This window comes from Pseudomonas sp. GW821-FHT11D10, assembly GCF_058808435.1.
On record NZ_JBXARR010000004.1, the window covers coordinates 123277 to 147789 of the forward strand.

General features: G+C 61.2%; 28 protein-coding genes and 2 pseudogenes. 15 read left to right on the forward strand and 15 right to left on the reverse strand.

Going from position 1 to position 24513, the window contains the following annotated elements:
- Positions 1 to 10 precede the first annotated feature (10 nt).
- Positions 11 to 619, forward strand: a complete 609-nt coding sequence (locus AC1RT4_RS14230; RefSeq protein WP_493085820.1) for a TetR/AcrR family transcriptional regulator — start codon at positions 11 to 13, stop codon at positions 617 to 619.
- Between the two features lie 146 nt (positions 620 to 765).
- A complete protein-coding gene (locus tag AC1RT4_RS14235) occupies positions 766 to 1818 on the forward strand; it encodes a diguanylate cyclase (protein ID WP_493086363.1) in 1053 nt (350 codons plus the stop codon).
- Positions 1819 to 1825: 7 nt separating this feature from the next.
- Here AC1RT4_RS14235 and AC1RT4_RS14240 read toward each other — a convergent pair whose 3' ends face one another.
- Positions 1826 to 2767: a LysR family transcriptional regulator gene (locus AC1RT4_RS14240; protein WP_493085822.1), complete on the reverse strand. Its 942-nt coding sequence runs from the start codon at positions 2765 to 2767 to the stop codon at positions 1826 to 1828.
- A 15-nt stretch (positions 2768 to 2782) separates the two neighbouring features.
- Between AC1RT4_RS14240 and AC1RT4_RS14245 the strand changes: the two genes are divergently transcribed.
- Together AC1RT4_RS14245 and AC1RT4_RS14250 are read left to right on the forward strand one after the other, a co-directional pair.
- Positions 2783 to 3490, forward strand: coding sequence for a CTP synthase C-terminal region-related (seleno)protein (locus tag AC1RT4_RS14245; RefSeq protein ID WP_493085824.1), 708 nt, complete (start codon positions 2783 to 2785; stop codon positions 3488 to 3490).
- Positions 3487 to 3807, forward strand: a complete 321-nt coding sequence (locus tag AC1RT4_RS14250; RefSeq protein WP_493085826.1) for an antibiotic biosynthesis monooxygenase family protein — start codon at positions 3487 to 3489, stop codon at positions 3805 to 3807. The genes AC1RT4_RS14245 and AC1RT4_RS14250 overlap by 4 nt, the downstream gene beginning before the upstream one ends.
- Here AC1RT4_RS14250 and AC1RT4_RS14255 read toward each other — a convergent pair whose 3' ends face one another.
- Positions 3808 to 4134, reverse strand: coding sequence for a DUF2025 family protein (locus tag AC1RT4_RS14255; protein WP_493085828.1), 327 nt, complete (start codon positions 4132 to 4134; stop codon positions 3808 to 3810).
- A gap of 215 nt (positions 4135 to 4349) precedes the next feature.
- Here AC1RT4_RS14255 and AC1RT4_RS14260 point away from each other — a divergent pair, with 215 nt between their 5' ends.
- Together AC1RT4_RS14260 and AC1RT4_RS14265 are read left to right on the forward strand one after the other, a co-directional pair.
- A complete protein-coding gene (locus AC1RT4_RS14260) occupies positions 4350 to 5477 on the forward strand; it encodes a glycerophosphodiester phosphodiesterase (RefSeq protein WP_493085830.1) in 1128 nt (375 codons plus the stop codon).
- Positions 5477 to 6160: a helix-turn-helix transcriptional regulator gene (locus AC1RT4_RS14265; RefSeq protein WP_493085832.1), complete on the forward strand. Its 684-nt coding sequence runs from the start codon at positions 5477 to 5479 to the stop codon at positions 6158 to 6160. Before AC1RT4_RS14260 ends, AC1RT4_RS14265 begins: the two co-directional genes overlap by 1 nt.
- Position 6161: 1 nt before the next feature.
- Here the strand turns inward: AC1RT4_RS14265 and AC1RT4_RS14270 are convergent, their stop codons facing one another.
- Positions 6162 to 7040 (reverse strand): sterol desaturase family protein, encoded by an 879-nt coding sequence (locus AC1RT4_RS14270; RefSeq protein WP_493085833.1) that lies wholly within the window; start codon positions 7038 to 7040, stop codon positions 6162 to 6164.
- Positions 7041 to 7192: 152 nt separating this feature from the next.
- Here AC1RT4_RS14270 and AC1RT4_RS14275 point away from each other — a divergent pair, with 152 nt between their 5' ends.
- Positions 7193 to 7498, forward strand: a complete 306-nt coding sequence (locus AC1RT4_RS14275) for a PepSY domain-containing protein (RefSeq protein ID WP_007951089.1) — start codon at positions 7193 to 7195, stop codon at positions 7496 to 7498.
- Positions 7499 to 7558: 60 nt separating this feature from the next.
- Here AC1RT4_RS14275 and AC1RT4_RS14280 read toward each other — a convergent pair whose 3' ends face one another.
- The 3 genes and pseudogenes from AC1RT4_RS14280 to AC1RT4_RS14290 form a co-directional block, all read right to left on the reverse strand.
- The gene (locus tag AC1RT4_RS14280; protein ID WP_493085835.1) at positions 7559 to 8002 is read right to left on the reverse strand and encodes a hypothetical protein; all 444 of its coding nucleotides are present in this window, start codon (positions 8000 to 8002) and stop codon (positions 7559 to 7561) included.
- Positions 8003 to 8114: 112 nt separating this feature from the next.
- A complete protein-coding gene (locus tag AC1RT4_RS14285) occupies positions 8115 to 8882 on the reverse strand; it encodes a methyl-accepting chemotaxis protein (RefSeq protein ID WP_371924007.1) in 768 nt (255 codons plus the stop codon).
- 165 nt (positions 8883 to 9047) lie between these two features.
- Positions 9048 to 9737: pseudogene (locus tag AC1RT4_RS14290) on the reverse strand (methyl-accepting chemotaxis protein); the annotation flags it as partial.
- Between the two features lie 275 nt (positions 9738 to 10012).
- On the opposite strand from AC1RT4_RS14290, the gene AC1RT4_RS14295 reads away from it, so the two are divergent.
- The gene (locus AC1RT4_RS14295; protein ID WP_085606510.1) at positions 10013 to 11035 is read left to right on the forward strand and encodes a transporter; all 1023 of its coding nucleotides are present in this window, start codon (positions 10013 to 10015) and stop codon (positions 11033 to 11035) included.
- A gap of 108 nt (positions 11036 to 11143) precedes the next feature.
- Positions 11144 to 12757, forward strand: coding sequence for an inorganic phosphate transporter (locus tag AC1RT4_RS14300; protein WP_258712217.1), 1614 nt, complete (start codon positions 11144 to 11146; stop codon positions 12755 to 12757).
- Between the two features lie 53 nt (positions 12758 to 12810).
- Here the strand turns inward: AC1RT4_RS14300 and AC1RT4_RS14305 are convergent, their stop codons facing one another.
- A complete protein-coding gene (locus AC1RT4_RS14305; protein WP_493085838.1) occupies positions 12811 to 13707 on the reverse strand; it encodes a LysR family transcriptional regulator in 897 nt (298 codons plus the stop codon).
- A gap of 120 nt (positions 13708 to 13827) precedes the next feature.
- On the opposite strand from AC1RT4_RS14305, the gene AC1RT4_RS14310 reads away from it, so the two are divergent.
- Positions 13828 to 14583 carry an SDR family NAD(P)-dependent oxidoreductase gene (locus AC1RT4_RS14310; protein ID WP_493085840.1) on the forward strand — a complete coding sequence of 252 codons (756 nt, stop codon included), beginning with the start codon at positions 13828 to 13830 and terminating at the stop codon, positions 14581 to 14583.
- A gap of 61 nt (positions 14584 to 14644) precedes the next feature.
- On the opposite strand, the gene AC1RT4_RS14315 is transcribed toward AC1RT4_RS14310, so the two are convergent.
- Positions 14645 to 15082, reverse strand: a complete 438-nt coding sequence (locus AC1RT4_RS14315) for a multidrug/biocide efflux PACE transporter (RefSeq protein ID WP_011335569.1) — start codon at positions 15080 to 15082, stop codon at positions 14645 to 14647.
- An 88-nt stretch (positions 15083 to 15170) separates the two neighbouring features.
- Here AC1RT4_RS14315 and AC1RT4_RS14320 point away from each other — a divergent pair, with 88 nt between their 5' ends.
- Positions 15171 to 16025 carry a LysR family transcriptional regulator gene (locus AC1RT4_RS14320; RefSeq protein WP_493085842.1) on the forward strand — a complete coding sequence of 285 codons (855 nt, stop codon included), beginning with the start codon at positions 15171 to 15173 and terminating at the stop codon, positions 16023 to 16025.
- Position 16026: 1 nt separating this feature from the next.
- On the opposite strand, the gene AC1RT4_RS14325 is transcribed toward AC1RT4_RS14320, so the two are convergent.
- Positions 16027 to 16863, reverse strand: coding sequence for a LysR family transcriptional regulator (locus AC1RT4_RS14325; RefSeq protein ID WP_493085844.1), 837 nt, complete (start codon positions 16861 to 16863; stop codon positions 16027 to 16029).
- 111 nt (positions 16864 to 16974) lie between these two features.
- Here AC1RT4_RS14325 and AC1RT4_RS14330 point away from each other — a divergent pair, with 111 nt between their 5' ends.
- Positions 16975 to 17700 carry an SDR family oxidoreductase gene (locus AC1RT4_RS14330; RefSeq protein ID WP_011335572.1) on the forward strand — a complete coding sequence of 242 codons (726 nt, stop codon included), beginning with the start codon at positions 16975 to 16977 and terminating at the stop codon, positions 17698 to 17700.
- Positions 17701 to 17963: 263 nt separating this feature from the next.
- Here the strand turns inward: AC1RT4_RS14330 and AC1RT4_RS14335 are convergent, their stop codons facing one another.
- Genes AC1RT4_RS14335 through AC1RT4_RS14345 form a run of 3 tightly spaced genes read right to left on the reverse strand, consistent with a single transcriptional unit; the run spans position 17964 to position 20011 of the window.
- Positions 17964 to 19208: an RNA polymerase sigma factor gene (locus tag AC1RT4_RS14335; protein WP_493085846.1), complete on the reverse strand. Its 1245-nt coding sequence runs from the start codon at positions 19206 to 19208 to the stop codon at positions 17964 to 17966.
- The gene (locus AC1RT4_RS14340; protein WP_493085848.1) at positions 19201 to 19545 is read right to left on the reverse strand and encodes a YciI family protein; all 345 of its coding nucleotides are present in this window, start codon (positions 19543 to 19545) and stop codon (positions 19201 to 19203) included. Before AC1RT4_RS14340 ends, AC1RT4_RS14335 begins: the two co-directional genes overlap by 8 nt.
- Positions 19546 to 19585: 40 nt before the next feature.
- Positions 19586 to 20011, reverse strand: coding sequence for a YybH family protein (locus tag AC1RT4_RS14345; protein WP_085606525.1), 426 nt, complete (start codon positions 20009 to 20011; stop codon positions 19586 to 19588).
- 142 nt (positions 20012 to 20153) lie between these two features.
- Here AC1RT4_RS14345 and AC1RT4_RS14350 point away from each other — a divergent pair, with 142 nt between their 5' ends.
- Together AC1RT4_RS14350 and AC1RT4_RS14355 are read left to right on the forward strand one after the other, a co-directional pair.
- The gene (locus tag AC1RT4_RS14350) at positions 20154 to 20639 is read left to right on the forward strand and encodes a GNAT family N-acetyltransferase (protein WP_007951110.1); all 486 of its coding nucleotides are present in this window, start codon (positions 20154 to 20156) and stop codon (positions 20637 to 20639) included.
- Positions 20640 to 20656: 17 nt separating this feature from the next.
- A pseudogene (locus AC1RT4_RS14355) lies at positions 20657 to 20806 on the forward strand (pyridoxamine 5'-phosphate oxidase family protein); the annotation flags it as partial.
- Positions 20807 to 21087: 281 nt separating this feature from the next.
- Here AC1RT4_RS14355 and AC1RT4_RS14360 read toward each other — a convergent pair.
- The 3 genes from AC1RT4_RS14360 to AC1RT4_RS14370 form a co-directional block, all read right to left on the reverse strand.
- Positions 21088 to 21576: a GNAT family N-acetyltransferase gene (locus tag AC1RT4_RS14360; protein ID WP_085709682.1), complete on the reverse strand. Its 489-nt coding sequence runs from the start codon at positions 21574 to 21576 to the stop codon at positions 21088 to 21090.
- Between the two features lie 317 nt (positions 21577 to 21893).
- Positions 21894 to 22388 (reverse strand): GyrI-like domain-containing protein, encoded by a 495-nt coding sequence (locus AC1RT4_RS14365; RefSeq protein WP_493085851.1) that lies wholly within the window; start codon positions 22386 to 22388, stop codon positions 21894 to 21896.
- 68 nt (positions 22389 to 22456) lie between these two features.
- The gene (locus AC1RT4_RS14370; protein ID WP_493085853.1) at positions 22457 to 23119 is read right to left on the reverse strand and encodes a LysE family translocator; all 663 of its coding nucleotides are present in this window, start codon (positions 23117 to 23119) and stop codon (positions 22457 to 22459) included.
- Between the two features lie 139 nt (positions 23120 to 23258).
- Between AC1RT4_RS14370 and alaC the strand changes: the two genes are divergently transcribed.
- The gene (gene alaC / locus AC1RT4_RS14375) at positions 23259 to 24470 is read left to right on the forward strand and encodes an alanine transaminase (protein ID WP_085606535.1); all 1212 of its coding nucleotides are present in this window, start codon (positions 23259 to 23261) and stop codon (positions 24468 to 24470) included.
- The last annotated feature ends 43 nt before the right edge of the window (positions 24471 to 24513 follow it).

Sequence of the window (24513 nt, forward strand, 5' to 3'; positions counted from 1 at the left end):
AATCGAATTTATGACAGCTCCCCTGCGCCTCACCGACCGTAAACGCGAAGCCATCATCCAGGCCGCGATCGCTGAATTCCGTACCAACGGTTTCGAGGTCACCAGCATGGACAAGATCGCGGCCACGGCCGGGGTGTCGAAGCGCACGGTGTACAACCATTTCCCCAGCAAGGAAGAGCTGTTCGCCGAAATTCTCAACCAGTTGTGGGCACGGATCAGCACCGAGCAAGCCGTGTCGTACCAGCCCGATCAGCCTTTACGCGATCAATTGCGAACGATGCTGCTGGCCAAACTGCAGATGATGGCGGACGACAATTTCATGAATCTGGCCCGTGTCGCCATCGCGGCCGCGATTCATTCGCCGGAGCGCGCGCAGAACATGGTGGCGCGCATGGGCGAACGCGAGGAAAGCGTGACCGTGTGGATTCGCGCAGCTCAGGCAGACGGTCGGTTGAAACCGGTCGATCCGGAGTTCGCCGCGCATCAGGTGCAGGGGCTGCTGAAGACGTTTGCCTTCTGGCCGCAGATCTCCATGGGCCAGCCCTCGCTCGACAGCACCACGCAAAATGCCGTGGTCGATTCTGCACTCGATATGTTTCTGGCCTGCTATCAGCTCTAGACAAGGCCTGCGCCACGGTAAATGGCTCACAAGGACACTGAATTTTCCCGCTGGAATAAATGACAATGTCTGTCATTGGCCGATGAACGGTCTGTCTGAAGTATTACACTGCAAAGTGTTTCAGAATGAATCTGGCGCAGAACATCATGGAAAACCAACGCGGCAAAGGCTTGTCATTCGCCAGACGCATTTACTTGCCACGGGCCATCGGATTGGGCATCGGTTTCTTCAGTGTCGGTGCCGCGCTATATCCGTTGAACATGCCGGCCTGGCTCTGGGCATTGTTGCTGTTCAACGGTTTTCTCTGGCCGCACGTGGCCTATCAATGCTCGACCCGCTCGGCTTTCCCCTATCGCGCCGAACGCCGCAACCTGCTCTATGACTCGGTGTACGGCGGTTTCTGGACCGCGTGTTTCCAGTTCAATCCACTGACCACCGTGACCATCCTGTCGATGATGACCATGAACAACGTGGCCGCCGGCGGCCAGCGTCTGTTCCTGCTCGGCGCCCTCGCCCAGGTGATCGGCGTGCTGCTGGGCTGGTCGGTGTTCGGCGTCAATTTCACCCTGACGGCCACGCAAACTCAGGTCTGGGCCTGCCTGCCGATGCTGACCCTTTATCCACTGGCGCTGGGCATGGTCTGTTACCGGTTGGCGATAAAACTCGCCGAACACAAACGCACCCTGAGCGCCCTGAGCCGCACCGACAGCCTGACCGGCCTGCTCAACCACGGTGCCTGGAAAGACCTGCTGCACCTCAAGTTCCAGCAGTGCCGGCAGCACAATTCCCAAGCCATTCTGGCGCTGATCGACATCGATCATTTCAAGTCGATCAACGACAGTTATGGCCACATCGTCGGCGATGCGGTGCTGCGGCGATTGAGTCGCGAGCTGAAGTTCGTGCTCGACGAAAGCGAGCTGGCCGGGCGTTACGGCGGCGACGAATTCTGCGTGATCCTGCCCAACCTGCCACTGAACAAGGCCGAAGCGCTGATGGAGCAATTGCGTGAAGGAATGGATCGATACCGTCATCCCGACGTCCCCGAACTGCGCGTCAGCCTGAGCATCGGCCTCGCCCGCTATCAATCCGTCTACGCCGACGCCCTTGAGTGGTTCGACGATTCCGACAAGGCGCTGTACAGCGCCAAACACGCGGGACGTAACACGATCAGCGTGGCGTTGAGCCGCTCTACCGCCTGAAGCGCACTCACGCCAGACGCAGCGCCCGTCCCAGTTCATCGAACAGCGTGACCACCGAGCGCAACGCACGGCAGTCCGGGCGGGTCAGCAGCCACAACGCGGTGTCGTAGCCGTGCAAGGGTTCGCTCAGGGCCTGCAGCCCTTCATTGATGAGAAAGTCCGGTAACGCCGCCACGCCCAGTCCGGCGCGGACCAACTCCGTGACAGACAGCATGCTGTTGCAGCGATAGCTCGGCGTCACACCCGGCAACTGCTGGCGGCGCCAGGCGACGGTCGGGTGATCAGGCAGAAAGTCGTCCGGGGCGATCCACGTCAGCGCCGCCAGATCGGCCGCTTCAACATTTTGTAGATAACGCTGACTGGCGCAGACCCGGTAGGAAATCTTCGCCAGCTCCCGTCCGACCAGATGCTCCGGCGGTGTACGCGTCAGGCGCAGGGCGATATCGGCATCGCGGCGGCTGAGGTTGGCGAAATCGTTGGAGGTGCTCAGTTCGATGGTCAGCGCCGGATAGTTCGGCATGAACTGCGCCAGCGCCGGCAGCAGCAGACCTTGCAGCACCGAGTCGGTGCAGGTCAGGCGCACCGTGCCGCTGACCACTTCCCCACCCTGCTCCACACCGATTCGCGCCGCTTCCAGAGCTTGTTCAGCACGTTCGGCTTGCTCGGACAGGGTCTGCGCGAGGCTGGTGGGCAGATAACCGGCGCGGCTTTTTTCGAACAGTTGCTGACCGAGCGCAGCTTCCAGTCGGCGCACGGCGCGAAACACCGTCGACACATCGACCTTCAATAGCTGCGCGGCCCGGGCCAGAGAGCCGCCGCGTACTAAAGCGAGGATCAGGGCCAGATCCGGGAAATCCAGTTGGTATTGCGTGGCTGCATTGATCACTTGGGCAAACGCCAATTTAGAGTGCGTGAACGCCAATCTATAGTGAGCTTCATCCCTCAACAAGCACAGCGAGTACTCATGGAATCCAGAGCCCTGCGCATCGCCCTGATCGGTGATTTCGATCCGCAAGTCACCGCCCACCAGTCCATCCCGGTCGCCCTCGGAATGACGGCGGAACACCTTCGCCGTCCGGTCGAATTCGAATGGTTGGCCACCGACCGAATCCTGCCCGAGACGCCGCTTGAACCATTCGACGGCTTCTGGTGTGTACCGGCCAGCCCCTACAAAAGCGAAGACGGTGCCCTGCGAGCCATCCGCTTTGCCCGCGAGCAGCAGCGCCCTTTCCTCGGCACCTGTGGCGGTTTTCAGCATGCGGTGCTGGAGTTTTCCCGCAACGTGCTGGGCTGGGCCGACGCCGAGCATGGCGAAACCTCGCCCGACTCCAATCGCGCCTTGCTCACGCCGCTGACGTGTTCATTGGTGGAAGCGGTGGACAGCATCCATCTGGTGCCCGGTTCGTTGATCGCCAAGGCGTACGAAACGTCGGAGATTCGCGAAGGCTATCGCTGCCGCTACGGTGTGAATCCGCAATTCGAACGGGAGCTGCTGACCCATGAACTACACGCCGTGGGTCACGATTCGGCAGGCGATCTGCGCGCCATCGAACTGCAAAACCATGTGTTCTTTGTCGCCACATTGTTCCAGCCGGAACGTGCAGCGCTCAAGGGGCAATTGCCACCACTGGTGCGGGCATTTGTTGAAGCCTGTGAGGAGGCGCGGGCATGATCGCCGAAACACCGAAAGCGCCCTACTACGCAGTGATCTTCACTTCAAACCGCACCGATGGCGATCAGGGCTACGCTGAAGCCGCCGAACGCATGCTCGAACTGGCGCGCGAGCAACCGGGTTTTCTCGGTGTCGAGTCGGCTCGCGGCGCGGACGGGCTCGGAATCACGATTTCGTATTGGCAAAGTGAAGCGGCGATCCTGGCGTGGAAACATCATCCCGAGCACCAGGCGATTCGTGAACGAGGACGTTCGACCTGGTACTCGGGTTTTCAAACGCGGGTGTGCAAGGTGGAGCGCGATTATCGATTCGGATGATCAGCCCTTCACCAGACTACGCACCGCCTCAATCTCCGGCACTTCGCGTTTATTCATATAAACGCGCAACGGCTCGGTGATGTTGATCCGGTCATCGATATTCTGGTCCAGCAGCAAATGGATCAGTTCGCGCTTGAGAGTCATGGTCTGTTCGGTGGTCGGCGCCCAGACGAATTCGCTGCACGGGATGATGCCGTCATCGGCCACGTCCATGCCGAACGAGTCCTCACTGAAGCGCACGATGTACTGGCCGGTCTTGCGGTTGAGGCCGACGAAGCCCTTTAGGTCGTCGGCGGCCTGGCAGATGAGTTGCGATGTGATGCGCATGGTAAACCTCACAAGAGTGATCGAAGGTTTACACGCAGGGCATTGAGGCACACCCTCTGCCGGGGCGGTTGCCGTGGCCAAGCGTACTGCAAACAAACGCACAAAAGTGCGGAAATTTTCGCTTTCAGTACGTTTATGTCGGTCTCGCGATAGCACGTTTTCGTTTGAGTTGCTAAAAGGTACATCTTCGAAAATACCTGCGAAAGGACCTCGACATGCCCGCCACGTTCACCAAAAGCGCTCTGCTGCTGAGCCTGATGCTCGGCCTCGGCCAGGCCCACGCTGCCGCCCAGCCAAGCCCTGTTGCGCTCGCTGCCTCCGAGGGCATTCCGCACCCGGCGGTGATCGCCCACCGTGGCGCGTCCTTCGATGCCCCGGAATCCACCGCCGCGTCCTACAAACTGGCGCGCGACCTGGGCGCCGATTACCTGGAAATGGACTTGCAGCGCAGCAAGGACGGCGTGCTGTTCGCCCTGCACGACGACAACCTGCAGCGCACCACCGACGTTGCCACCAAGTTCCCGGAGCGCAAGGACAGCCCCGCCAATGCCTTCACCATGGCCGAACTGAAAACCCTCGACGCCGGCAGCTGGTACAACGCCAAGTATCCGGACCGCGCACGCCCGTCCTACGTCGGCCTGAAGATTCTGACCCTCGACGAAATCATCGACATCGCCCAAGCCAATCCGAAGCACAAGCCGGGCCTGTACATCGAAACCAAGGAGCCGAAGCTGTTCCCGGGCATCGAGCATGACCTGAAGGAAAAACTCCAGGCCCGCGGCTGGCTGATCCCGGCCGGCGCCAAACCGGCTAAAAACGTCGCCAGCGTCGGCGAGAGCAACGGCAAGGTGATCCTGCAGACGTTCGAGAAGAGCAGCCTTGAAATGCTGCAAAAGGAAATGCCGCAGGTGCCGAAGATCCTGTTGCTGTGGGTGGGCGAAGGCAGCATCGAGCCGAAATCCAAAGTGTCCTTTGCCGAATCCGGCGAGAAGGACAAGAACGCGTTCTACGGCAAGCAGGAGCCGAAATCCGAAGCCGAGTTCAAGCAGTGGATCGACTACGCCAAGGCCCAGGGTGCAATTGGCACCGGCCCTTCGGCGAAGCTGACCCACGGCGGCGATCAGAGCTATTCGGATCTGGTGCAGCCATGGATGAACAAGTACACCCACGACAAGGGTCTGCTGGTCCACGTCTACACCGTGGATGAGCCGGTGGACTTCGAAAAAGTCATGGCCTCTGGTGTCGACGGCATCTTCACCAACCGCGCCAGCGAACTGCTGAAATTCTACAAACGCCCGGCCGCCGCCAGTGTGGATCAGGTGTTGAAGAACAACGGCTTCTGATGCAACCGGACACCCCGTGGACAGGCCGCCTCTGGCTGGGGCACGACCATGGCCTGATCCACGGGATGTCGGGGCGCACCGCGCCCCACTCTCACTATGCGCACCAACTGATTCTTGCCCCTGACCGCCCGGTGACGGTGCTGGTCGAGGACAACACCGTCACCACTTCCCGCCTGCTGATTGCCTCGCAGACTCGGCATGCGATTGTCGAAGCGCCGGATCCTGTGTTCACCGTGTACGCCGAACCGTTGCGGTTTGATGCCGAGACATTGCGCGATGCGCTGTTCGATAGCGAGTGGTCGCTGCCGGCGCTGGATCTCGCCATCAGCCAATGCCCGCGTCGCCCTCTGAATGACCCGCGAATCGAACGGGCCCTCGCCAATGTCGATGCCTCGCTGTCGAGCAAAGTCGCCGCCAGCGCCGTGGCCGATTCCGCCCATGTGTCGCTGAGCCAGTTGCAGCGGTTGTTCGTCAGCCAGGTCGGTTTGCCGGTGCGACGGCTGGTGCTGTGGCGGCGATTACGGCTGGCGATGGCGGCGATTCTGGCGGGCAGCCCGGTGACCGATGCTGCCCACGCCGCCGGTTTTGCCGATTCGGCGCACTTCTCCCGCAGCCTGAAAAAACTCTTCGGCGTGACGGCGCGTCAGGCGTTGCAGCACATCAAATTGCGTTTGCTGGACTGACTCAACGTCTCAAGCCATCCGGCACTTTCGGTTCCTTGCCCAGCGCTGCCGGTTCGAATGGATCGAGCAACTGCGCCACGTAGTCACGGGGAAAATCCGGACGACTACCGATACCCAGATCACCCTCGCCGATCCGGTAATCCTCGGTATAAAAACCGGTCCCCAACAGCCAGTCCCACAGGGTAAAGAACAGCCCGAAATTAACGTCACCGGCGCGCCCGTACTTCATGTGATGAAACCGGTGCAGCGGCGCCCAGGCGAAGACCCAGCGCAGCGGGCCAATACGCATGTCGACATTCGAATGCTGCAACAACAGCTGGATCGCAATGGCGAACGCCAGCAACACCGCAACCTCGGACGGAATGTCCAACACCAGCAACGGCAACAGCCCCGCCGTCGCCTCCAGCAGTTGATGCAGTGGATGCTTCATCAAACCGTTGAACCCGTAGAGTCGCTCCACACTGTGATGAATCGCGTGCAGCCGCCACATCCACGGCACGCGATGGCTGGCGTAATGCATCAGGCTCACGCCCGCATCGGCGATGAAAATCGCCAGCGCCACTTGCAGCCACAGCGGCCAGCTCGACGGCCACGCACCGTCAATTGCCAGCAGCGCCACCAGCCCCGGCAATGCCAGCAGGCCGATGGCATTCAGCGCTTCGTTGACCAGCGCATGCAGGATGTCGCGCCGACGGTCACCGGCGGGACGGTTCCAGTTCACTTCATACGGCAACAGCCATTCGCCCGCGAACGACACCGCCAGCGCTAAAACAAAAAGCGGCAACAACCACAGCAGGGAATACCCCGCCAGCCCTATTGCGCCGCCAATAAATCCAACCCAGAACAACGGCGCGTACAGCCACGAAAAGATGCGTTTCATGTCCACCTCCATTTATCGAAGGCTGAGCATGAAAGTTTGCGCAGAACCGCAATTGAACAAACGACGCAAACCGGTCGGGTGTTTTTAAGGGTGAGTTAAGTTGCGGCGATTAACCTGAACTCACTTAAACGAATCACCCAAAGGAATAACCGATGAAAACCCTGACTGCCCTGTTTACCGCTGCCGCCCTGACCCTCACCGCCGGCCTGGCCCAGGCTGACGTTCGCGTTGACCAGATCCCGCAACTGGTCAAGGAAGGCAAGATCAAGTCGCTGGAGTCGATGAACGAACAAGCGCTGAAACTGCATCCGGGTGCGACCATTACCGACACGGATCTGGATAACCACTTCAATGGTTATGAGTATGAAGTTGAATTGCGTACTGCCGATGGCAAAGAGTTCGATGTGGACTTCGACGCAACGACCGGCAAGGTGCTGACCAACAAGCAAGACACTTGATTGGCTGATAAAACAAAGCCGCACGATTATTGGATCGTGCGGCTTTTTTGTGTCCGAAATTTATGCGGAAGTACTGACCAGCGAGCCGGACGTACTCGAATCCGAATCCTGCAACGCCGCCAACAACGCCGCCGTCGCCGTCTGCAATGAAGCCGATGTCGTAGCAATCTGCGACTGCGCCGCCGCAACATCCGCAGCCTTGGCATCCTGACTTTCCTGCTTCGCCTGAGCCGCTTGCAACGCCTGCTGCTCTTCCTGCAATTGCTTCTGCAACTCGGCAATCTGCTTGCGCAGTTCTTTCACCGTATCCGATTCATCGCTGCTGGAACTGCTGTCCTCCGCCGGCGCCGCCCCACCGCCCGCTGCGACTTTGCTGGTGTCGGCTTTCACGCCGGTGCTGGCCGCCGCGGTGGTCGAGGTGTCATCACCGGTGTCGGCAATCGAGGTTTTGCTGGTGGGAGTGCTGACGGTCTGATTGATCGAAACAGACGTGATGCTGACCATGGGAAATCTCCAATGCCGGTTATAGATAACCGGGCATCGGCGGCGGTCTGCACGAATTGAGATCGACTGTGTACCGACTCGGTAACCGAACCGGTACACAGTCACTGACCGGTCAGACGCTCAGGCGAGCGGTGACGTCGTTCAGTTGGCCGGACAGGCCGTGCAGGTTCTGGCTGGCGCTTTCGGTGCGCTGCACGTTGTCGAGGTTGGTGCTGGCGATCGAGGTGATCTCGGTCAGGTTGCGCGAGATGTCTTCGGCCACCGAAGTCTGCTCTTCAGCTGCCGTAGCGATCTGGCGGTTCATGTCGCGAATCGCTTCCACCGCGTGGGTGATGCGCTCGAGCATGGCCCCGGCCTGGGTCACTTGCTCGACGCTTTCATCGCTGCGGGTCTGGCCGCTGTCGATGGCCTGGGCTGCATCCACCGCGCCGGTCTGCACGCTGTGGATGATCTGGTTGATCTCGATGATCGACTCCGCCGTACGCTGCGCGAGGTTGCGCACTTCATCGGCAACCACCGCAAAACCACGCCCCGCTTCACCGGCACGGGCCGCTTCGATGGCGGCGTTGAGTGCCAGCAGATTGGTCTGCTCGGCGATCCCGCGAATCACTTCCAGCACCTTGCCGATGCGACCGCTGTCGGCTTCCAGACGACGGATGACCGTGGCGGTGTTGGCGATTTCGCCGCGCATCTGGGTGATGCTGTGGATGGTGCTCTGCATGACCTTCTCGCCCTGTTGCGCGGACTGGTCGGCATCGTCGGCAGCACGCGCCGCATCGGCCGCGTGGCGGGCGACTTCCTGGGCAGTGGCGGACATTTCGTTCATCGCCGTGGCCACCTGATCGGTGCGGTTGAACTGCTCGTTGGTGCCGCCGGCCATCAGCGTGGCGATAGCGTTCAACTCGCCGCTGGCGCTGTCGAGATCCTTGGCGCTGCGTTGCAGATGATTGAAGGTTTCGGCGAGGAAATCGCGCAGGGTGTTGGCCGCGGCGGCCAGGTTACCCAGCTCGTCCTGACGGTCACTGGCCACGCGCTCGACCAGACGGCCCTTGCTCAACTGGGTGACGTAGTCGATGAGTTTGCGGATCGGCTCGACCAGGTTGCGGTTGACCAGCCACAGGCTGAGCAAACCGATCAACAGACCGGACGCGAGCATCACCAGCAGCCCCAACCACACGGTGCGGTCAGCACTGGCGCTGATCTGCGCCGATTGCTCGGTGCCCTGCTTGCGCAGCTCGGCGACCAGCTCGCTCATCTGATCGCTGGCAGCTCGGTCGACGCCTTTGACGGCAGCGTCGCCCGCAGTCGGATCGGCACCGGCGGCCACGTAGGCATCGCGGCCCTTCTGGTACGCAGCGCCCAGCAGACGATGTTCTTCGCGCAGACGTTCGATGCGGGTTTTCAGCGCAGGCTCGAGGCCCTTCTGATTGGCCAGCTCACCGAGGATGCCCTGCACATCGCGCTGACGGTCTTCGAACTGGCCCCAGTACTTGGCCAGATCCGCCGGTTGCTTGCCGCGCAGCAGAACGTTTTTCCACTCCTGGACCTGCACCTTGAATTGCAGGTTGGCTTCGTCGATCAGTTGCGAGGTGTGCAAGGGGCCGGCGATCAACTGGCTGTAACTCTGCACGCCGTTGGACAGGAAGTGAAAGCAGGCCAGCGCGATCAACAGCATCGCCAGCAGGCTGCCGCTCAGCAGGGCGAGAATTTGCGCTCTCAGGGATTTTTGCAGCATCGCAGGTACTCGGGACAGGGATGAGGCACGTCCGGTAAGACGTGATTTTTTGGCCGGACATCCGTGTCGGCGGACCTTGGCTCTTGGCCGAAGGCGCGCAACCTAACTCATGCGTGATCGGCGTGCCAGAGGCCTTCTTGAGAAAAATCCGACCGTCGGTAACGCGTTGATTTGACGTCATTTTGCTGTCACACAACCGTCATGTGACATTGCGATGATGCGGCTCAGGTGAATCTGCAAATCCCGCGACAGACGCCTCCTCGCAGCGAGCCTTCATGAACCACAGCCTCGATATCAGTCATCGTGATCCTGACCTGTTCGGCCTGCTTTACGGCTTTCGTTTTCGCCCCGGCGAACGCGGGCGCGAGGTGGATTCGGCGACCGCCCTGCGCTGCCTGCAGGACGACAGCGAGGGCGATGAATTTCTCTGGCTGCACCTGAACCTGGCCCACGCCGCGTGCGAGCGCTGGATGAAAAGCCATCTGCAATTGCCCGAAGAGTTTTTCGAAGCGTTGCACGAAGGTTCGCGCTCGACCCGCATCGAGCATGTCGATTCGGCGTTGCTGGCGGTGGTCAACGACGTAGTGTTCAACCTCAGCAGCATGGTGTCGTCGGACGTGTCGACGCTGTGGGTCTGCGTGCGCAGCAAACTGATCGTCAGCGCACGCCTGCAACCGCTGCACTCGGTGGACAAGCTGCGGTCGTCGGTGAAGTCCGGCGAGTGTTTTCGTTCGCCGCTGGAACTGCTGGTGCACCTGCTGCGCGATCAGGGCGAAGTGCTGACACAGATCGTGCGCAAGACCAGCATGAGCGTCGATCAGGTCGAGGACGAATTGCTCTCCTCACGACTGTCGACCAACCGCGCCGAACTCGGCGCCAACCGACGAGTGCTGGTGCGCCTGCAACGGCTGCTGGCGCTGGAGCCGGGTTCGCTGCTGCGTCTGCTCAACCGCCCGCCGCCGTGGTTGCAGAAGGAAGACGTGAAGGAGCTGCGCAAATCCACCGAGGAGTTCGCGCTGATCATCAACGACCTCACCGCCCTCGGCGAGCGGATCAAGCTGTTGCAGGAAGAGATCGCCGCCAACCTCAACGAACAGAGCAACCGTACGCTGTTCACCCTGACCGTGGTGACGGTGCTGGCGCTGCCGATCAACATCATTGCCGGTTTCTTCGGCATGAACGTCGGCGGCGTGCCGCTGGCCACCGATCCAGAGGGTTTCTGGATTCTGGTGGCGCTGGTGGCGACGTTCACCGTGATTGCCGGGCGCTGGGCGTTTCGCAAGCGGCGGGATTATTAAGACCGGCGGCGCGGCTAATCCGCCAAACACTGATCTGTCGCAGCCTCTCTGTAATATTTAGCAACGATCATGGGCGACACTCCTTCCCCCGCTCAGGATTGTCCTCCCATGGCTACTCCCTCCCTGACCGCCAGCCCGGCCCCCGCTGCCAGTGGCAGGCCGGCCCTCGACAAGAAAACCGGCCCGTTCACCTACGTAGTGTTTTTCGCGGTGCTGGCGATGGGGCTGCTGTTCACCGCCTACAGCCTGATGCACGACATGCACGAACTCGGCACGGTGGTCACCACCTGGACGCCGTTTCTGCTGCTCGGCGTGGCGCTGTTGATTGCGCTGGGCTTCGAGTTCGTCAACGGTTTCCACGACACCGCCAACGCCGTCGCCACGGTGATTTACACCCATTCGCTGCCGCCGCATTTCGCGGTGGTCTGGTCGGGGTTCTTCAACTTCCTCGGCGTACTGCTGTCGAGCGGTGCGGTGGCGTTCGGCATCATCGCGTTGTTGCCGGTGGAACTGATTCTGCAGGTCGGCTCGTCCGCCGGTTTCGCGATGATCTTCGCCCTGCTGATCGCGGCGATCCTGTGGAACCTCGGCACCTGGTGGCTGGGCCTGCCGGCCTCGTCGTCGCATACGCTGATCGGTTCGATCATCGGCGTCGGCGTAGCGAATGCCCTGATGCACGGCCGCGACGGCACCAGCGGTGTGGACTGGGCCCAGGCGACCAAGATCGGTTACGCATTGCTGCTGTCGCCGCTGGTGGGCTTCGGTTGTGCGGCGCTGTTGCTGCTGGCGCTGCGCGCGTTCGTGAAGAACCGTTCGCTGTACAAGGCGCCGGAAGGCAACACCCCGCCGCCGTGGTGGATTCGCGGTCTGCTGATTTTGACCTGCACCGGCGTGTCCTTCGCCCACGGCTCCAACGACGGCCAGAAAGGCATGGGCCTGATCATGCTGATTCTGGTCGGCACCCTGCCGATGGCTTATGCGCTGAACCGCACCATGCCGGAAGAACAGTCGCTGCAATTCGCCGCCGTCGCCCAAGTGACCCAGCAAGCGCTGGTGAAAAGTGCGCCACTGCCGGCACCGGCCGACCCACGCGCCGTGCTCTCCGACTACGTGCGCAGCAAGGAAGCCACGCCGCAACTGATTCCGGCCCTCGCCTCCCTGACCGGGCACATCGGTGAAGAAGTGAAGGGCTACGGCTCGCTGGCGAAAGTCCCGGCCGAGGCCATGGGCAACGTGCGTAACGACATGTACCTGGCCAGCGAAACCATTCGCCTGATGGACAAGAATAAGGTCGGCACCTTCGACGCCGACACCACCGGCAAGCTGCAACTGTTCAAACAACAGATCGATAACGCCACGCGGTTTATTCCGTTGTGGGTGAAGATCGCCGTGGCGATTGCGTTGGGGCTGGGCACCATGGTCGGCTGGAAGCGGATCGTGGTCACGGTTGGCGAGAAGATCGGCAAGACCCACCTGACCTACGCCCAGGGCGCCTCGGCGGAAACGGTAGCGATGCTGACCATTGGCGCCGCCGACATGTTCGGCCTGCCGGTGTCGACTACTCACGTGTTGTCCTCGGGCGTGGCCGGGACCATGGTCGCCAACGGTGGTGGCCTGCAGATGAAGACCATCCGCAATCTGCTGATGGCGTGGGTGCTGACCTTGCCGGCGGCGATTCTGCTGTCGGGCAGCCTGTATTGGCTGTTTACCCAGATTTTCTGATCCAGCCGAATCCCTGTGAGAGCCGTTGCTCCCACGGGGATTTGCGGCAGAAATCAGAGCGTCGAACGAATCAAATCCCCCAACCAGTCCATGAATACCCGCACCCGCAACGGCAAATGTCGCTGCCTCGCGTACAGCAGTGAAATGCCCATCGCCGGCGCGGTGTGTTGCGGCAACACCGTCACCACCTCTCCGGTATCCAGGTAGGTGTTCATGCCGGTACGCGGCACCTGAATCAGACCGAATCCACCCAGGCACGCCGACTCGTAAGCATCGGTGCTGTTGACCGTCACGCTGCCGGCCATCGGCACGCGATGAACCTGCCCGTCCTGCTCGTAAACAAATCCTTCGGAACGCGAACCCAGCACACCGACGTAGTGCACCAGCCGATGCTGCGCCAGATCCTCAAGCGTTTGCGGCACGCCGTAGCGCTCGAGATACGCGGGGCTGGCGCAGTTGATCATGCTGAAATCCCCCAGGTGCCGCGCCACCACCGACTGATCGGGCTGCGCGCCGATGCGCACCACGCAATCGAAACCTTCGGCGAGCAGGTCGACCCGGCGATCGGTGCTGCTGATTTCCAGCTCCAGATTCGGATGGCGTGCCATGAATTCCGGCAGCTTCGGCATGATCAGCCGCCGCGACAGAATGTTCGGCATATCGACCCGGATCCGCCCGGTCAGCGACGCTTCGTCCTGACGGAACAGGTTCTCGATTTCGTCCATGTGCGACAGCAGATCCTTGCTTCGCTCGTACAGCGCAAGGCCGTCCTGAGTCGCCTGGACCTTGCGCGTGGTGCGTTGCAACAGACGCGTGCCAAGCAGGCTTTCCAGCGCCTGCACCTGTTCGGACACCGTCGAGCGCGGCAGCCCGAGACTCTCCCCCGCCATTGTGAAACTCGACAACTCGCTGACCCGGACGAAGGTGCGCAGCAGTTCCAGTTTGTTCATGGGCCACCCATTGATTGTTCGGACAATCCGACCAGTGATTCCGGTTTCAGTCTGTTTATCACCTCACGGCGGATAAATAAACTGAGCTCCATCAACCGTCACTGCCTTCGAGGAAGACCCATGAACCGCAAAATCGCATTGATCACCGGTGCCAGCCGTGGCCTCGGCAAGAACGCCGCCCTGCACCTCGCCGCGCAAGGCGTGGACATCATCGGCACCTACAACAGCCGCGCCGATGAAGCCCAGGCGCTGGTGCAGGAACTGGAAACCCTCGGCGCCCAAGCCGTGATGCTGCAACTGGATGTCGGCCGCAGCGAAGGCTTTGCCGAGTTCGCTGTGCGGGTCGAGCAAGCGCTGCAACAGCTTGATCGGCCGCGCTTCGATTTCCTGATCAACAACGCCGGCATTGGTGTGCATGCCTCCTTCGCCGACACCACGCCGGAGCAGTTCGACCTGCTGATGAACGTGCAGCTGAAAGGGCCGTTCTTCCTGACTCAGCAATTGCTGCCACTGATCAACGATGGCGGGCGGATCATCAACATCTCCAGCGGTCTATCCCGCTTCACCCTGCCGGGTTATGCCGCCTACGCGGCGATGAAAGGTGCGATGGAAGTGCTGACCCGCTATCAGGCCAAGGAGCTGGGCGCGCGGCAGATTGCGGTGAATATCCTGGCACCGGGCGCCATCGAAACCGACTTCGGCGGCGGCGCGGTGCGCGACAATTCGGCGTTGAACGCGATGGTCGCCAGCAACACCGCGCTGGGCCGTGCCGGGCAGCCGGATGACATTGGCGGTGCGCTGGCGCTGCTGCTGTCGCCGGGGGCGCAGTGGATCAATGGTCAGCGGATTGAAGCGTCGGGCGGGATGTTTCTCTGAACCCTGCAAAAATCCCGGACAAAAAAAATCGCAGCCCTCACAGGCGGCGATTTTTTTGTTTTCAGCTCTGGCAAACGCTGCGCATCACCAGCCGCTCGCGCACCACGTCATAACCCCAGTGATAAACGTAGGTGTACGGCAGGAAGAACAGCAGCACGCCGATGTCGAGCAGGAACGCCTGCCACAGGCTGACCGACAGCCACCAGGCAATCAGCGGCACGCCCATCACGATCAAGCCGCCCTCGAACAACAGCGCGTGCGCCACTCGCACCCAGGCGTTGTGAGCGATGTTCCAGCGCTTGAGCATGCGGTCGAAGAAGCCGTTGAACACCACGTTCCAGCCCAGGGCCAGCATCGCGATGGCGATAGTGACGGCGCCCATTTCGACCAGCGGTTTGCCCATGATCCACGCCAGCAGCGGGGTACAGATCAGGATCGCCAGCAGTTCGAAACCGATGGCCTGGAAGATACGTTCAGTGATGGATTTGTTGGCAGTCATGGCCGAAGTCCTCTGTGAAGATGGTTGCCATGATCCAGTACCGCACCGATACTTCATAACCAATAACCATCGATCAAGGCGATAGTTCATGGCGTCTCAGGAAGTGTTGCTGGCGTTTGTCCAGGCGGCGACTCAAGGCTCGTTTTCAGCGGCAGCGCGCAAACTCGGGCGCAGTCAGTCGACGGTGAGTGCGGCGGTGGCCAGTCTTGAGATCGATCTGGATTTGATCCTGTTCGACCGCAGCAGCCGCAAGCCGACGCTGACCCCGGCCGGGCACGTGATGCTGCAACGGGCCGAGGCGATTCTGTCGGCCACCAGCCGACTGGAAATGACTGCCCGGCAATTGGCCCAGGGCGTCGAGCCGAAACTCACGGTGGCGATTTCCGACACTTATCAGTCCGACCGATTCGAGGCGGCACTGGTGGGGTTCGAGCAGCGCTATCCGGATCTGCAGCTGGAATGCCTGATCGCCGAATGCGACGACCTGATTGAACTGGTGCAGCGTGGTCGGGCGCATCTGGCATTCGCCGAAATGCAGGACAACTACCCGCCGGACCTGGCGACCGCTACCGTCGCCGAGCGCACTGAAATCGCCTTGTTTGTGGGTCGTGGGCATCCGCTGGCGACGCAGGATTCCATCGATCAAACAGTCCTTGAACAGCATCGCGAACTGCGCCTGGCCACCATCGTCAATCCCTATGACAGTCGCGGGAAAGGTCGGGTGTGGTCGGCACCGAGTTATCTGATGTTGCTGGAAATGGCCGAAAAAGGCTTCGGCTGGGCCCCGCTGCCACGCTGGCTGGTGGAGCGTTTCGGCAATGATTTGTTGGTGGAACTGAAGGTGCGCGGCTGGCCGAAACCGGTGTTCGTCGATGCGCTGTGGTCGCGGCTGTATCCGCCGGGGCCGGCGGGGAGCTGGTTGCTGAGCAAGATGCTGGAATAGCTCAGGCTGCCTCGATGGCTGCCGGGCGATTCACCTGGAAATATTCGTGCAACCCGCGCATCGCCGGCAACTCCAGCGCCTGCGCCGCATAGCACAATCCCACCCGCCGGGTCGGCGCCGGCAGATGCAGCGCGCGCACGACGATGCGCTCATGCCTGCTCACCAGCGACTGCGGCAACATCGCCACACCAACACCCGCCGCCACCATGTGCAACGCCTGTTGCAATGAACCGGCGTGCCCCGCCACCGCTTCCGGCGAGCGTCCGTACAGCGCCATCAACCGCTGATGCGAAGGATGTTGCGGGCAGGTGATCCAGTCCTCGATCGGTGCCCAGCCGGCTTGCGCGTTGGCCATCGGATGATCGAGAGGCAGCGCCATCACATAGGACTCTTCCCACAGCGGCAGGAACAGTTCGTCTTCGCAGCACATTTCCTCGACCGCCAATCGACCATCGCCATGGCAGCCCTCTTCCAGGGTCAGCAGCAGATTGGGCAACGCCTGATGGGCCATGCGCACAAAGGCTTCGATATGGCTGGCGGCGATGTCGCCCTCGATGCCGAGGGTCAGCGGCGCACGGTTTTCGCGACCGCGAAACATCCGGCTCAGCGCCTCGGATTCGGCCACCATCCGGCGCGCCTGCGGGTACAGAAGACGCGCTTCGTCGCTGACTTCCACACCACGGGGCTGACGCACGAACAACGTCGCGCCGAGTTCTTCTTCCAGCTGTTTGATGGTCACCGACAACGTGGGCTGACTGATGAACAGCCGTTGCGCGGCAGCGGTGATGTTGCGCTCTTCGAACACCGCGAGGAAGGCTTTGAGATGGCGGATATCCATAGGAGATTCCGATAGCAGACAGAGGAATAAGGCATTTTTCAGCCTCCAGCGGGCTAAATATACTGCGTCCAGAATCTGGTTATTTGTTTTTCTAATCTCAGGAGTTCAACCATGAGCAAGCCATTGATCATCATCACCGGCGCCAGCTCGGGCATCGGCGAAGCCACCGCCCGCCGCTTGAGCGCTGCCGGCCATCCGCTGCTGTTGCTGGCCCGGCGCATCGAACGCCTTGAAGCACTGGCCCTGCCGAACACCCTCAGCCGCCGCGTCGACATCACCGACCGCGCCGCCTTGCTGGCCGCCGTTGCCGAGGCGGAAGCGCAGTTCGGTCCGGCCGATGCGCTGATCAACAACGCCGGGGTGATGCTGCTGGGCGAGATGAGCAAACAGGATCCGGCGCAGTGGGACCAGATGCTCGACGTCAACGTGAAAGGCTTGCTCAACGGCGTGCACGCGGTGGTCGCCGGGATGATCGAGCGCAAGCACGGCACCATCATCAACGTCAGCTCGGTGGCCGGGCGCAAGACGTTCCCGAACCATGTTGCGTATGTCGGCACCAAGTTTGCGGTGCATGGGTTGTCGGAGAACCTGCGTGAAGAGTTGTCGCCGCATAACGTGCGGGTGACCACGATTGCGCCGGGTGCGGTGGAGACCGAGTTGCTGAGCCACACCACGGATGAGGCGATCAAGACCGGGTATCAGGCCTGGAAGCAGGACATGGGTGGGACGGTGCTGAGTGCCGAGGATGTGGCGACGGCGATTGCTTATGCGTATGGGCAGCCGCAGGGGGTTTGTATTCGCGAGATTGTGATGGCTGCTACGCGTCAGCAGGCCTGAAGGCGAAAGGCAAAATCAAAAGCGCCCTCACCCCAGCCCTCTCCCGGAGGGAGAGGGAGCCGACCGAGGTGTCTTGCGTCTTACATCAACCTGAAAAACCGAGTCGATTATGGATTCACAGCGAGTATTCACGTCGGCGCCAAGGTGTCTCACGAGATACGCCGACCTGAAAGATCTGGTCGATTATGGATTCACGGAGATCGTTCAGGTCGGCGTATCTCTCCAATATTCCCGGATCGGTCCCCTCTCCCTCTGGGAGAGGGCTAGGGTGAGGGCAAGCGATCTAAAGCCATAAGCCGCCCTTCAATAAACCGCCGCTCCGGCTCCTGCCGCGTCAACTCCAGCGCCCGCGAATAAGCCGCCCTAGCATCCTCCACCCGCCCCAACTGCCGACAAAACTCCGCCCGCGCCGAATGCGCCAGGTGGTAATCCTGCAAATCCCCACGGTCCAGAATCCCTTCAACCAGGGTCAACCCCGCCAGCGCCCCATCACGCTTGGCCACCGCCACCGCCCGGTTCAACTCGATCACCGGCGACGGCACCGCCCGCAACAAAACGTCATACAGCCCGACGATCTGCGCCCAGTCCGTCTCCCCCGCTGTCGGCGCTTCGGCGTGCACCGCCGCAATCGCCGCTTGCAGGCAGTACGGCCCGAAACGTCCCGTGGTCAGCGCTTTTTCCACCAGGTCGCAACCTTCGGCGATCAGCTCGGCATTCCACAATCCGCGATCCTGATCATCCAGCAGAATCAGCTCTCCATCAGCCGTGGACCGCGCCGACCGCCGCGACTCATGCAACAACATCAACGCCAGTAACCCCATGACCTCTGGATCCGGCAACAACTCCAGCAACAACCGCCCAAGGCGGATCGCCTCACGAGTCAGGTCTTCGCGGGTCACCTGGGCGCCGCCGGACGCCGAATAACCTTCGTTGAACACCAGATAAATCACCCGCAACACGCTATCGAGGCGTTCGGGCAATTCGCTCAGGCTCGGGACTTGATAAGGGATTTTCGCATCGCGGATCTTCGCCTTGGCGCGCACGATGCGTTGGGCAATCGCCGCCGGGGCCGACAGGAACGCCCGGGCGATTTCTTCGGTGGTGAGGTCGCAGACTTCGCGCAGGGTCAGCGGCACTTGCGCGTCCGCCGCCAGTGCCGGGTGGCAGCAGGTGAAGATCAGGCGCAGGCGATCGTCTTCCACGTCTTCGGCGTCCCATTCGGACTGTTCCAGTTCTTCCAGTTGCGCCAGCAATAACGGCTGCGAGGCCTTGAACCGCGCGCGGCGGCGCAACACGTCGATCGCCTTGAAGCGCCCGGTGGACACCAGCCAGGTTCGCGGATTGTCCGGTACGCCGTCGCGCTGCCAGCGCTCGACCGCGACGAAGAACGCCTCGTGCAAGGCTTCTTCGGCGAGGTCGAAATCGCCGAGCAGGCGGATCAGGGTCGCGAGGATCCGCCGCGAGTCTTCGCGATAGACCTGCTCGACCCGCGCCCGGACCTCAGACATTCAAATGGCGCACGGGACGCACTTCGACGCTGCCGACCCGGGCCGCGGGAATGTTGCCGGCGACCTGGATCGCTTCGTTGAGGTCCCGCGCGTCGATCAGGTAGAAACCGGCCAACTGCTCCTTGGTCTCGGCGAACGGGCCGTCGGTGATCGACAGCTTGCCGTTGCGCATGCGCACCGTGGTGGCGGTCTGCACCGACTCCAGCGCTTCGGCGGCGACCATCCGGCCGCTGCCCTGGATCGACTCGGCGTAGGCCCAGCACTCGGCATCTTCAGGGCTGTCGGGCGACGAATGCAGCAGGCGCTCATCGCTGTAGACCAGGCATAAATACTTCATGGCGTTCTCCTGAATCGGACGGATCAACTATGGCTGAAGATCAGGGTTTCACATCGAACAGGGTCGCGCCGCTCATCGGGTCGAACGGTGCCGACCAGTGTTCGTGGGCGATCTTCCACGCCCCGCCGACCTGCCGATAGCAGGCGGTGACGCGCATCCAGCAACTCTGGGTTTCGCCCTTTTCATTGGTCCCGCCGCAGTTGGCGACCCAGTGGGCGAAGGCGATGTTGTCGGCGGTCTCGATGGCGATTTCATGGAATTCGAAGATGTGCGGGCCGGGGCACATTTCCATGCAATCCACCCAGTGCGCGCGGTAGGCCGGTTTGCCCTTGAATTGCAGGGCCTTGATCGCATCGAAAGACACGATGTCGTCGGCGTACAGGGCCATGACTTTTTCCACGTCCTTGGTCATCACCGCCTCGCGGTAGGTGTCGATCAGGCTTTGAATCTGCGCTTGCGTACTCATGGGGTTTCTCCCTGGTTTTTGTTGTGAAGACACCCTTAGTCGTTCGGCGATTTGCCGGATCGACAACCGAAACAAAAAATTTCCGAAGAGGACAAAATCGCTAGAATCCGAGGCTCATCTTTGTAGGAAAAAGGAAATTCCCGTGTCAGCCCGACTCGTGCCTTACGAAAGCCTGAACGCCACCCAACGCCAACAGGTCGAGGCCATTGAAATCCACGCCGAGCAGATCAAGTTCTCCGGCGACATCCACGGCGCCCTGCATACGCTGCTGTCGAAACCCGGCCCCGGCGTGAAAGGTTTTGCGCTGCTGGCCGAAGACGTGCCGGTGGCCTTTCTGCTGCTTAAACGCCCGCCGGTGTTGCCGGAATGGGCCGATGAACACAGCGCCACCCTGCATGCGTTGCAAGTCGATCACCGCGCCCAGGGCAAGGGTTACGGCAGGGCCTGCCTGCTGGCGTTGCCGGAAGTTGCGCGCCAGGCCTGGCCGGAGATCAAAGGGCTGGAACTGTCGGTGGACGCCGACAACGACGCCGCGATTGCGCTGTACGCCAAGTACGGCTTCGTCGACAGCGGCGAAGCATATAAGGGCCGCATTGGTTACGAGCGGCGCATGGGGCTGTTCTTCTAATCGTCGAGGGAGCAACGATGATCGATTCAATCGAAGCGCTGGAAGCCATCTACGGTTTGCCCCACGAACGGGCGGTGCGCAAGCAGATCAATTTTCTCAACGAGGACTATCAGGCGATGGTCCGGGTTTCGCCGCTGGTGATTGTCAGCTCGGTCGGTGCCGATGGCGGGCGCGTTTCACAAGCGTATGAATGATGGGCAGTTCGATGCCGAGGCCTATGATCGCGAGGCCCCGGCCAGAGTACGTGACACCCTCTACTAACCCCGCCCACCGATCGTTCCCACGTCGAGGCGTCGAACCGTCTGCGTGGGAATGTAGACTTTGACGCTCTGCGTCATGACGGTGCCAGGCTTTGCATCAGTGGTGCGGCAGGAACGCGGAGCGTCCCGGGCTGCATTCCCACGCGGAGCGTGGGAACGATCAGGCCGATCAGGTCAGGGGTTCTTCTTCATAGGGTGAGGATCATCTCGTGCCACGCCATCCCGCCGTGGTCGGACTCGGACGGTTTGATGTAGGCAAAACCGAATCCGGCGTACAGCGGGATGTGCCGTTCCTTGCACATCAGGTGAATCGTCGCCTTGCCTTGGGCGCGCATGCGCTCGATGAATTCACCCAGCAGACGCTTGGCCAGGCCCAGGCCCTGATAGTCCGGATGCACCACCACCGACATGATCACCACGTTCGGCCCGGCCGGGTCATGGCCGATCAGTTCCTTGAACGCCTCGTCGGACATCTGCACATCAAACGCCGCACCGGAGTTGATGAACCCCGCCACCTGCCCGTCCACCTCGGCGACGATAAAACCGTCCGGCCAGGTGGCGATGCGCGTGGCGATCTTCTCGCGGGTCGCGGCTTCGTCACCCTCGTAGGCTAGGGTTTCGATGGCGTAGCAGCGGTCCAGGTCGGCGGCGGTGACGTGGCGGATGACGGTGTTCATGGCGGCTCGAAATCAGTGGAAACAAGGCCGCCAAGGATAAAGGAATAAGGTGTTCATATCGATCCGCGCAGGGGGCGTAAAGCCTGCGTATAAGCGCTTTTCTTCGGATTCGGGACGGTCTATTTCTGACGCCTGTCTCTGATCACCCGAGGGGGGAACCGTTTATGAGCAGCGTTGAGATAGGTTTGTTGATGGTATTGGGCATCAGCTTTTTCGGCTTCATCACTCTGGGCATCGACCTGTTGCGGGCACGACGGATCAAGGGCAAGTAAGGCTCGACCGGCAGCGCGAAGCGGGTTCGCGCTGCCGGTTGCCAATCAGGTTTTCTTTTCGACCGGGACGCAGATTTCCAGCTTGCCGGTATTGGTTTTCGGATTGAAATCCGCGCTGTAGCGTTCCAGCTCCGGGGCGTTGAGGCCCTTGTAGTCGGACGCCGGCAGCCAGGTGTTGTAGATGTAATCAATGGTCTGCGGCAGCTGATCCAGCGAACCCTTGTGTTCGAACACCGCGTACTGGCGCGGCAGGACTTCGATCCACGGATACTTTTCCTGCGGGAAGTCATCCAGCTTGCGGATTTCGACCCCGGCCATGTAATCGAAACCGCCGTTGCCGTCGAAATTGCTGCAAACGCCGTAGGTCACTTCGCCCTTCTGCCCCGGAATACTTCCGATATGCGGGATCAGTTTTTCCCACAGCGCAGGGATGTCCTGAACGGTCTCTTTGGTAAAGCGATCGCGAAAACCTGCAATCAGCAGGAAGTGTCCATGTTCGAAGCGAGGTTCAGCCACTTCGACGCGTTTTTGCTCATCCATGACTCGACTCCTTGAACGAAAAAAGTGGGTTCGGCTGGGAGTATAGAAGCCAAACCCGATTCGCACATTTACAGCGTATGCAGGGCCTCGGCGGCGCCCGAACCGACGAACTCGTTATAACCGGATACGATCACGTAGACCGCGAAATAGCAGAAGATCGCTGCAGATGCCATGTAGGAATAGCGCAGCAGTTTGTCGCCGAGCAATTTGCCGCCATGGCTCGCAGCGAAGCACAGCCCCGCCGACCACAACAGCCCGGCGCACAGGAAGCCGCCAAGGAATAGCGCCGAGCTCAAAGGACCGCCGCCACCGGAGCGGGCGATCAACGTGCCGCCCACTGCCGCGAACCAGAGAATGGCGCTCGGCGACGACATGGCGAGAAAAATCCCACGGAAGAATTCCTTGCGATGGGAGTTCTGGCCGACCTCGGCGGTCGCCGCCAGTTGCGCTTCGTGGTGGATCGCCGAAAAGATCATCTTCGCCGCGAAGTAGATCAATAGCGCCGAACCGCCGATCCACAGCACCCAGCGCACGGTTTCGTATTGCAACAGAACGGTCATTCCGGCCAGCGCCAGCACCGCGTAGATCAGGTCGCCTACGCAGGTGCCGAGCCCCAATGCGAAGCCCTGAAAATAGCCGCGCTGCATGGCCAGGGTGATCATCGCGATGTTGGCCACGCCGATATCCAGGCACAGCGAAAGGCTCAACAAAAAGCCGCTGGTGAATTCCATTAACCGTTTTCCTTGGGAAAAAATTGTTGTCGTGCACGCTGGACAGTCTGCCATCGCTGCCCTTATCTTCCGCCACAGGTCACCGCAGTGACCAGCGTCGCTCGGACGGTTCCGGGCGCTTACGTTATCCGAGGCAACAATGGCTGAACAAGGTTCGCCGCGCCGCTTTGCGCGCATAGATCGACTCCCCCCTTACGTTTTCAACATCACTGCCGAGCTGAAGATGGCCGCCCGACGTCGTGGCGAAGACATCATCGACTTGAGCATGGGCAACCCCGACGGCGCCACGCCGCCGCACATCGTTGAAAAACTGGTGCAGGTTGCACAACGCGAAGACACCCACGGTTACTCCACGTCCAAGGGCATTCCGCGCCTGCGCCGGGCGATTTCCAACTGGTACAAGGAACGCTACGAGGTCGAGATCGACCCGGAAAGCGAAGCCATCGTCACCATCGGTTCCAAGGAAGGCCTGGCGCACCTGATGCTGGCGACCCTGGACCAGGGCGACACCGTGCTGGTGCCGAACCCGAGCTACCCGATTCACATCTACGGTGCCGTGATTGCCGGCGCCCAGGTGCGGTCGGTGCCGCTGGTGCCGGGCGTGGACTTCTTCGCCGAGCTGGAACGGGCGATTCGCGGCTCGATCCCGAAACCGAAGATGATGATCCTCGGCTTCCCGTCGAACCCTACCGCGCAGTGCGTGGAGCTGGATTTCTTCGAGCGGGTGATCGCCCTCGCCAAACAGTACGACGTGCTGGTGGTGCACGACCTGGCTTACGCCGACATCGTCTACGACGGCTGGAAAGCCCCGTCGATCATGCAGGTGCCGGGCGCCAAGGACATCGCGGTGGAGTTTTTCACCCTGTCCAAGAGCTACAACATGGCGGGCTGGCGCATCGGTTTCATGGTCGGCAACCCGGAACTGGTCAGCGCGCTGGCGCGGATCAAGAGCTACCACGACTACGGCACGTTCACCCCGCTGCAGGTGGCCGCGATTGCTGCGCTGGAAGGTGATCAGCAGTGCGTGCGCGACATCGCCGAGCAATATCGCCAGCGCCGAAATGTGCTGGTCAAAGGCCTGCATGAGCTGGGCTGGATGGTCGAGAACCCGAAAGCTTCGATGTACGTCTGGGCGAAGATTCCCGAAGCCTACGCGCACCTCGGTTCTCTGGAGTTCGCCAAGAAACTGCTGGCCGAGGCCAAGGTCTGCGTCTCGCCGGGTGTCGGCTTTGGCGAGTACGGCGACGATCACGTGCGCTTCGCCCTGATCGAAAACCAGGACCGGATTCGCCAGGCAGTTCGCGGGATTCGCGGGATGTTCCGGGCGGATGGCCTGGTGACCAAATCCTGACGCCAATCCGGACACAAAAAAACCGCATCGCTGCGGTTTTTTT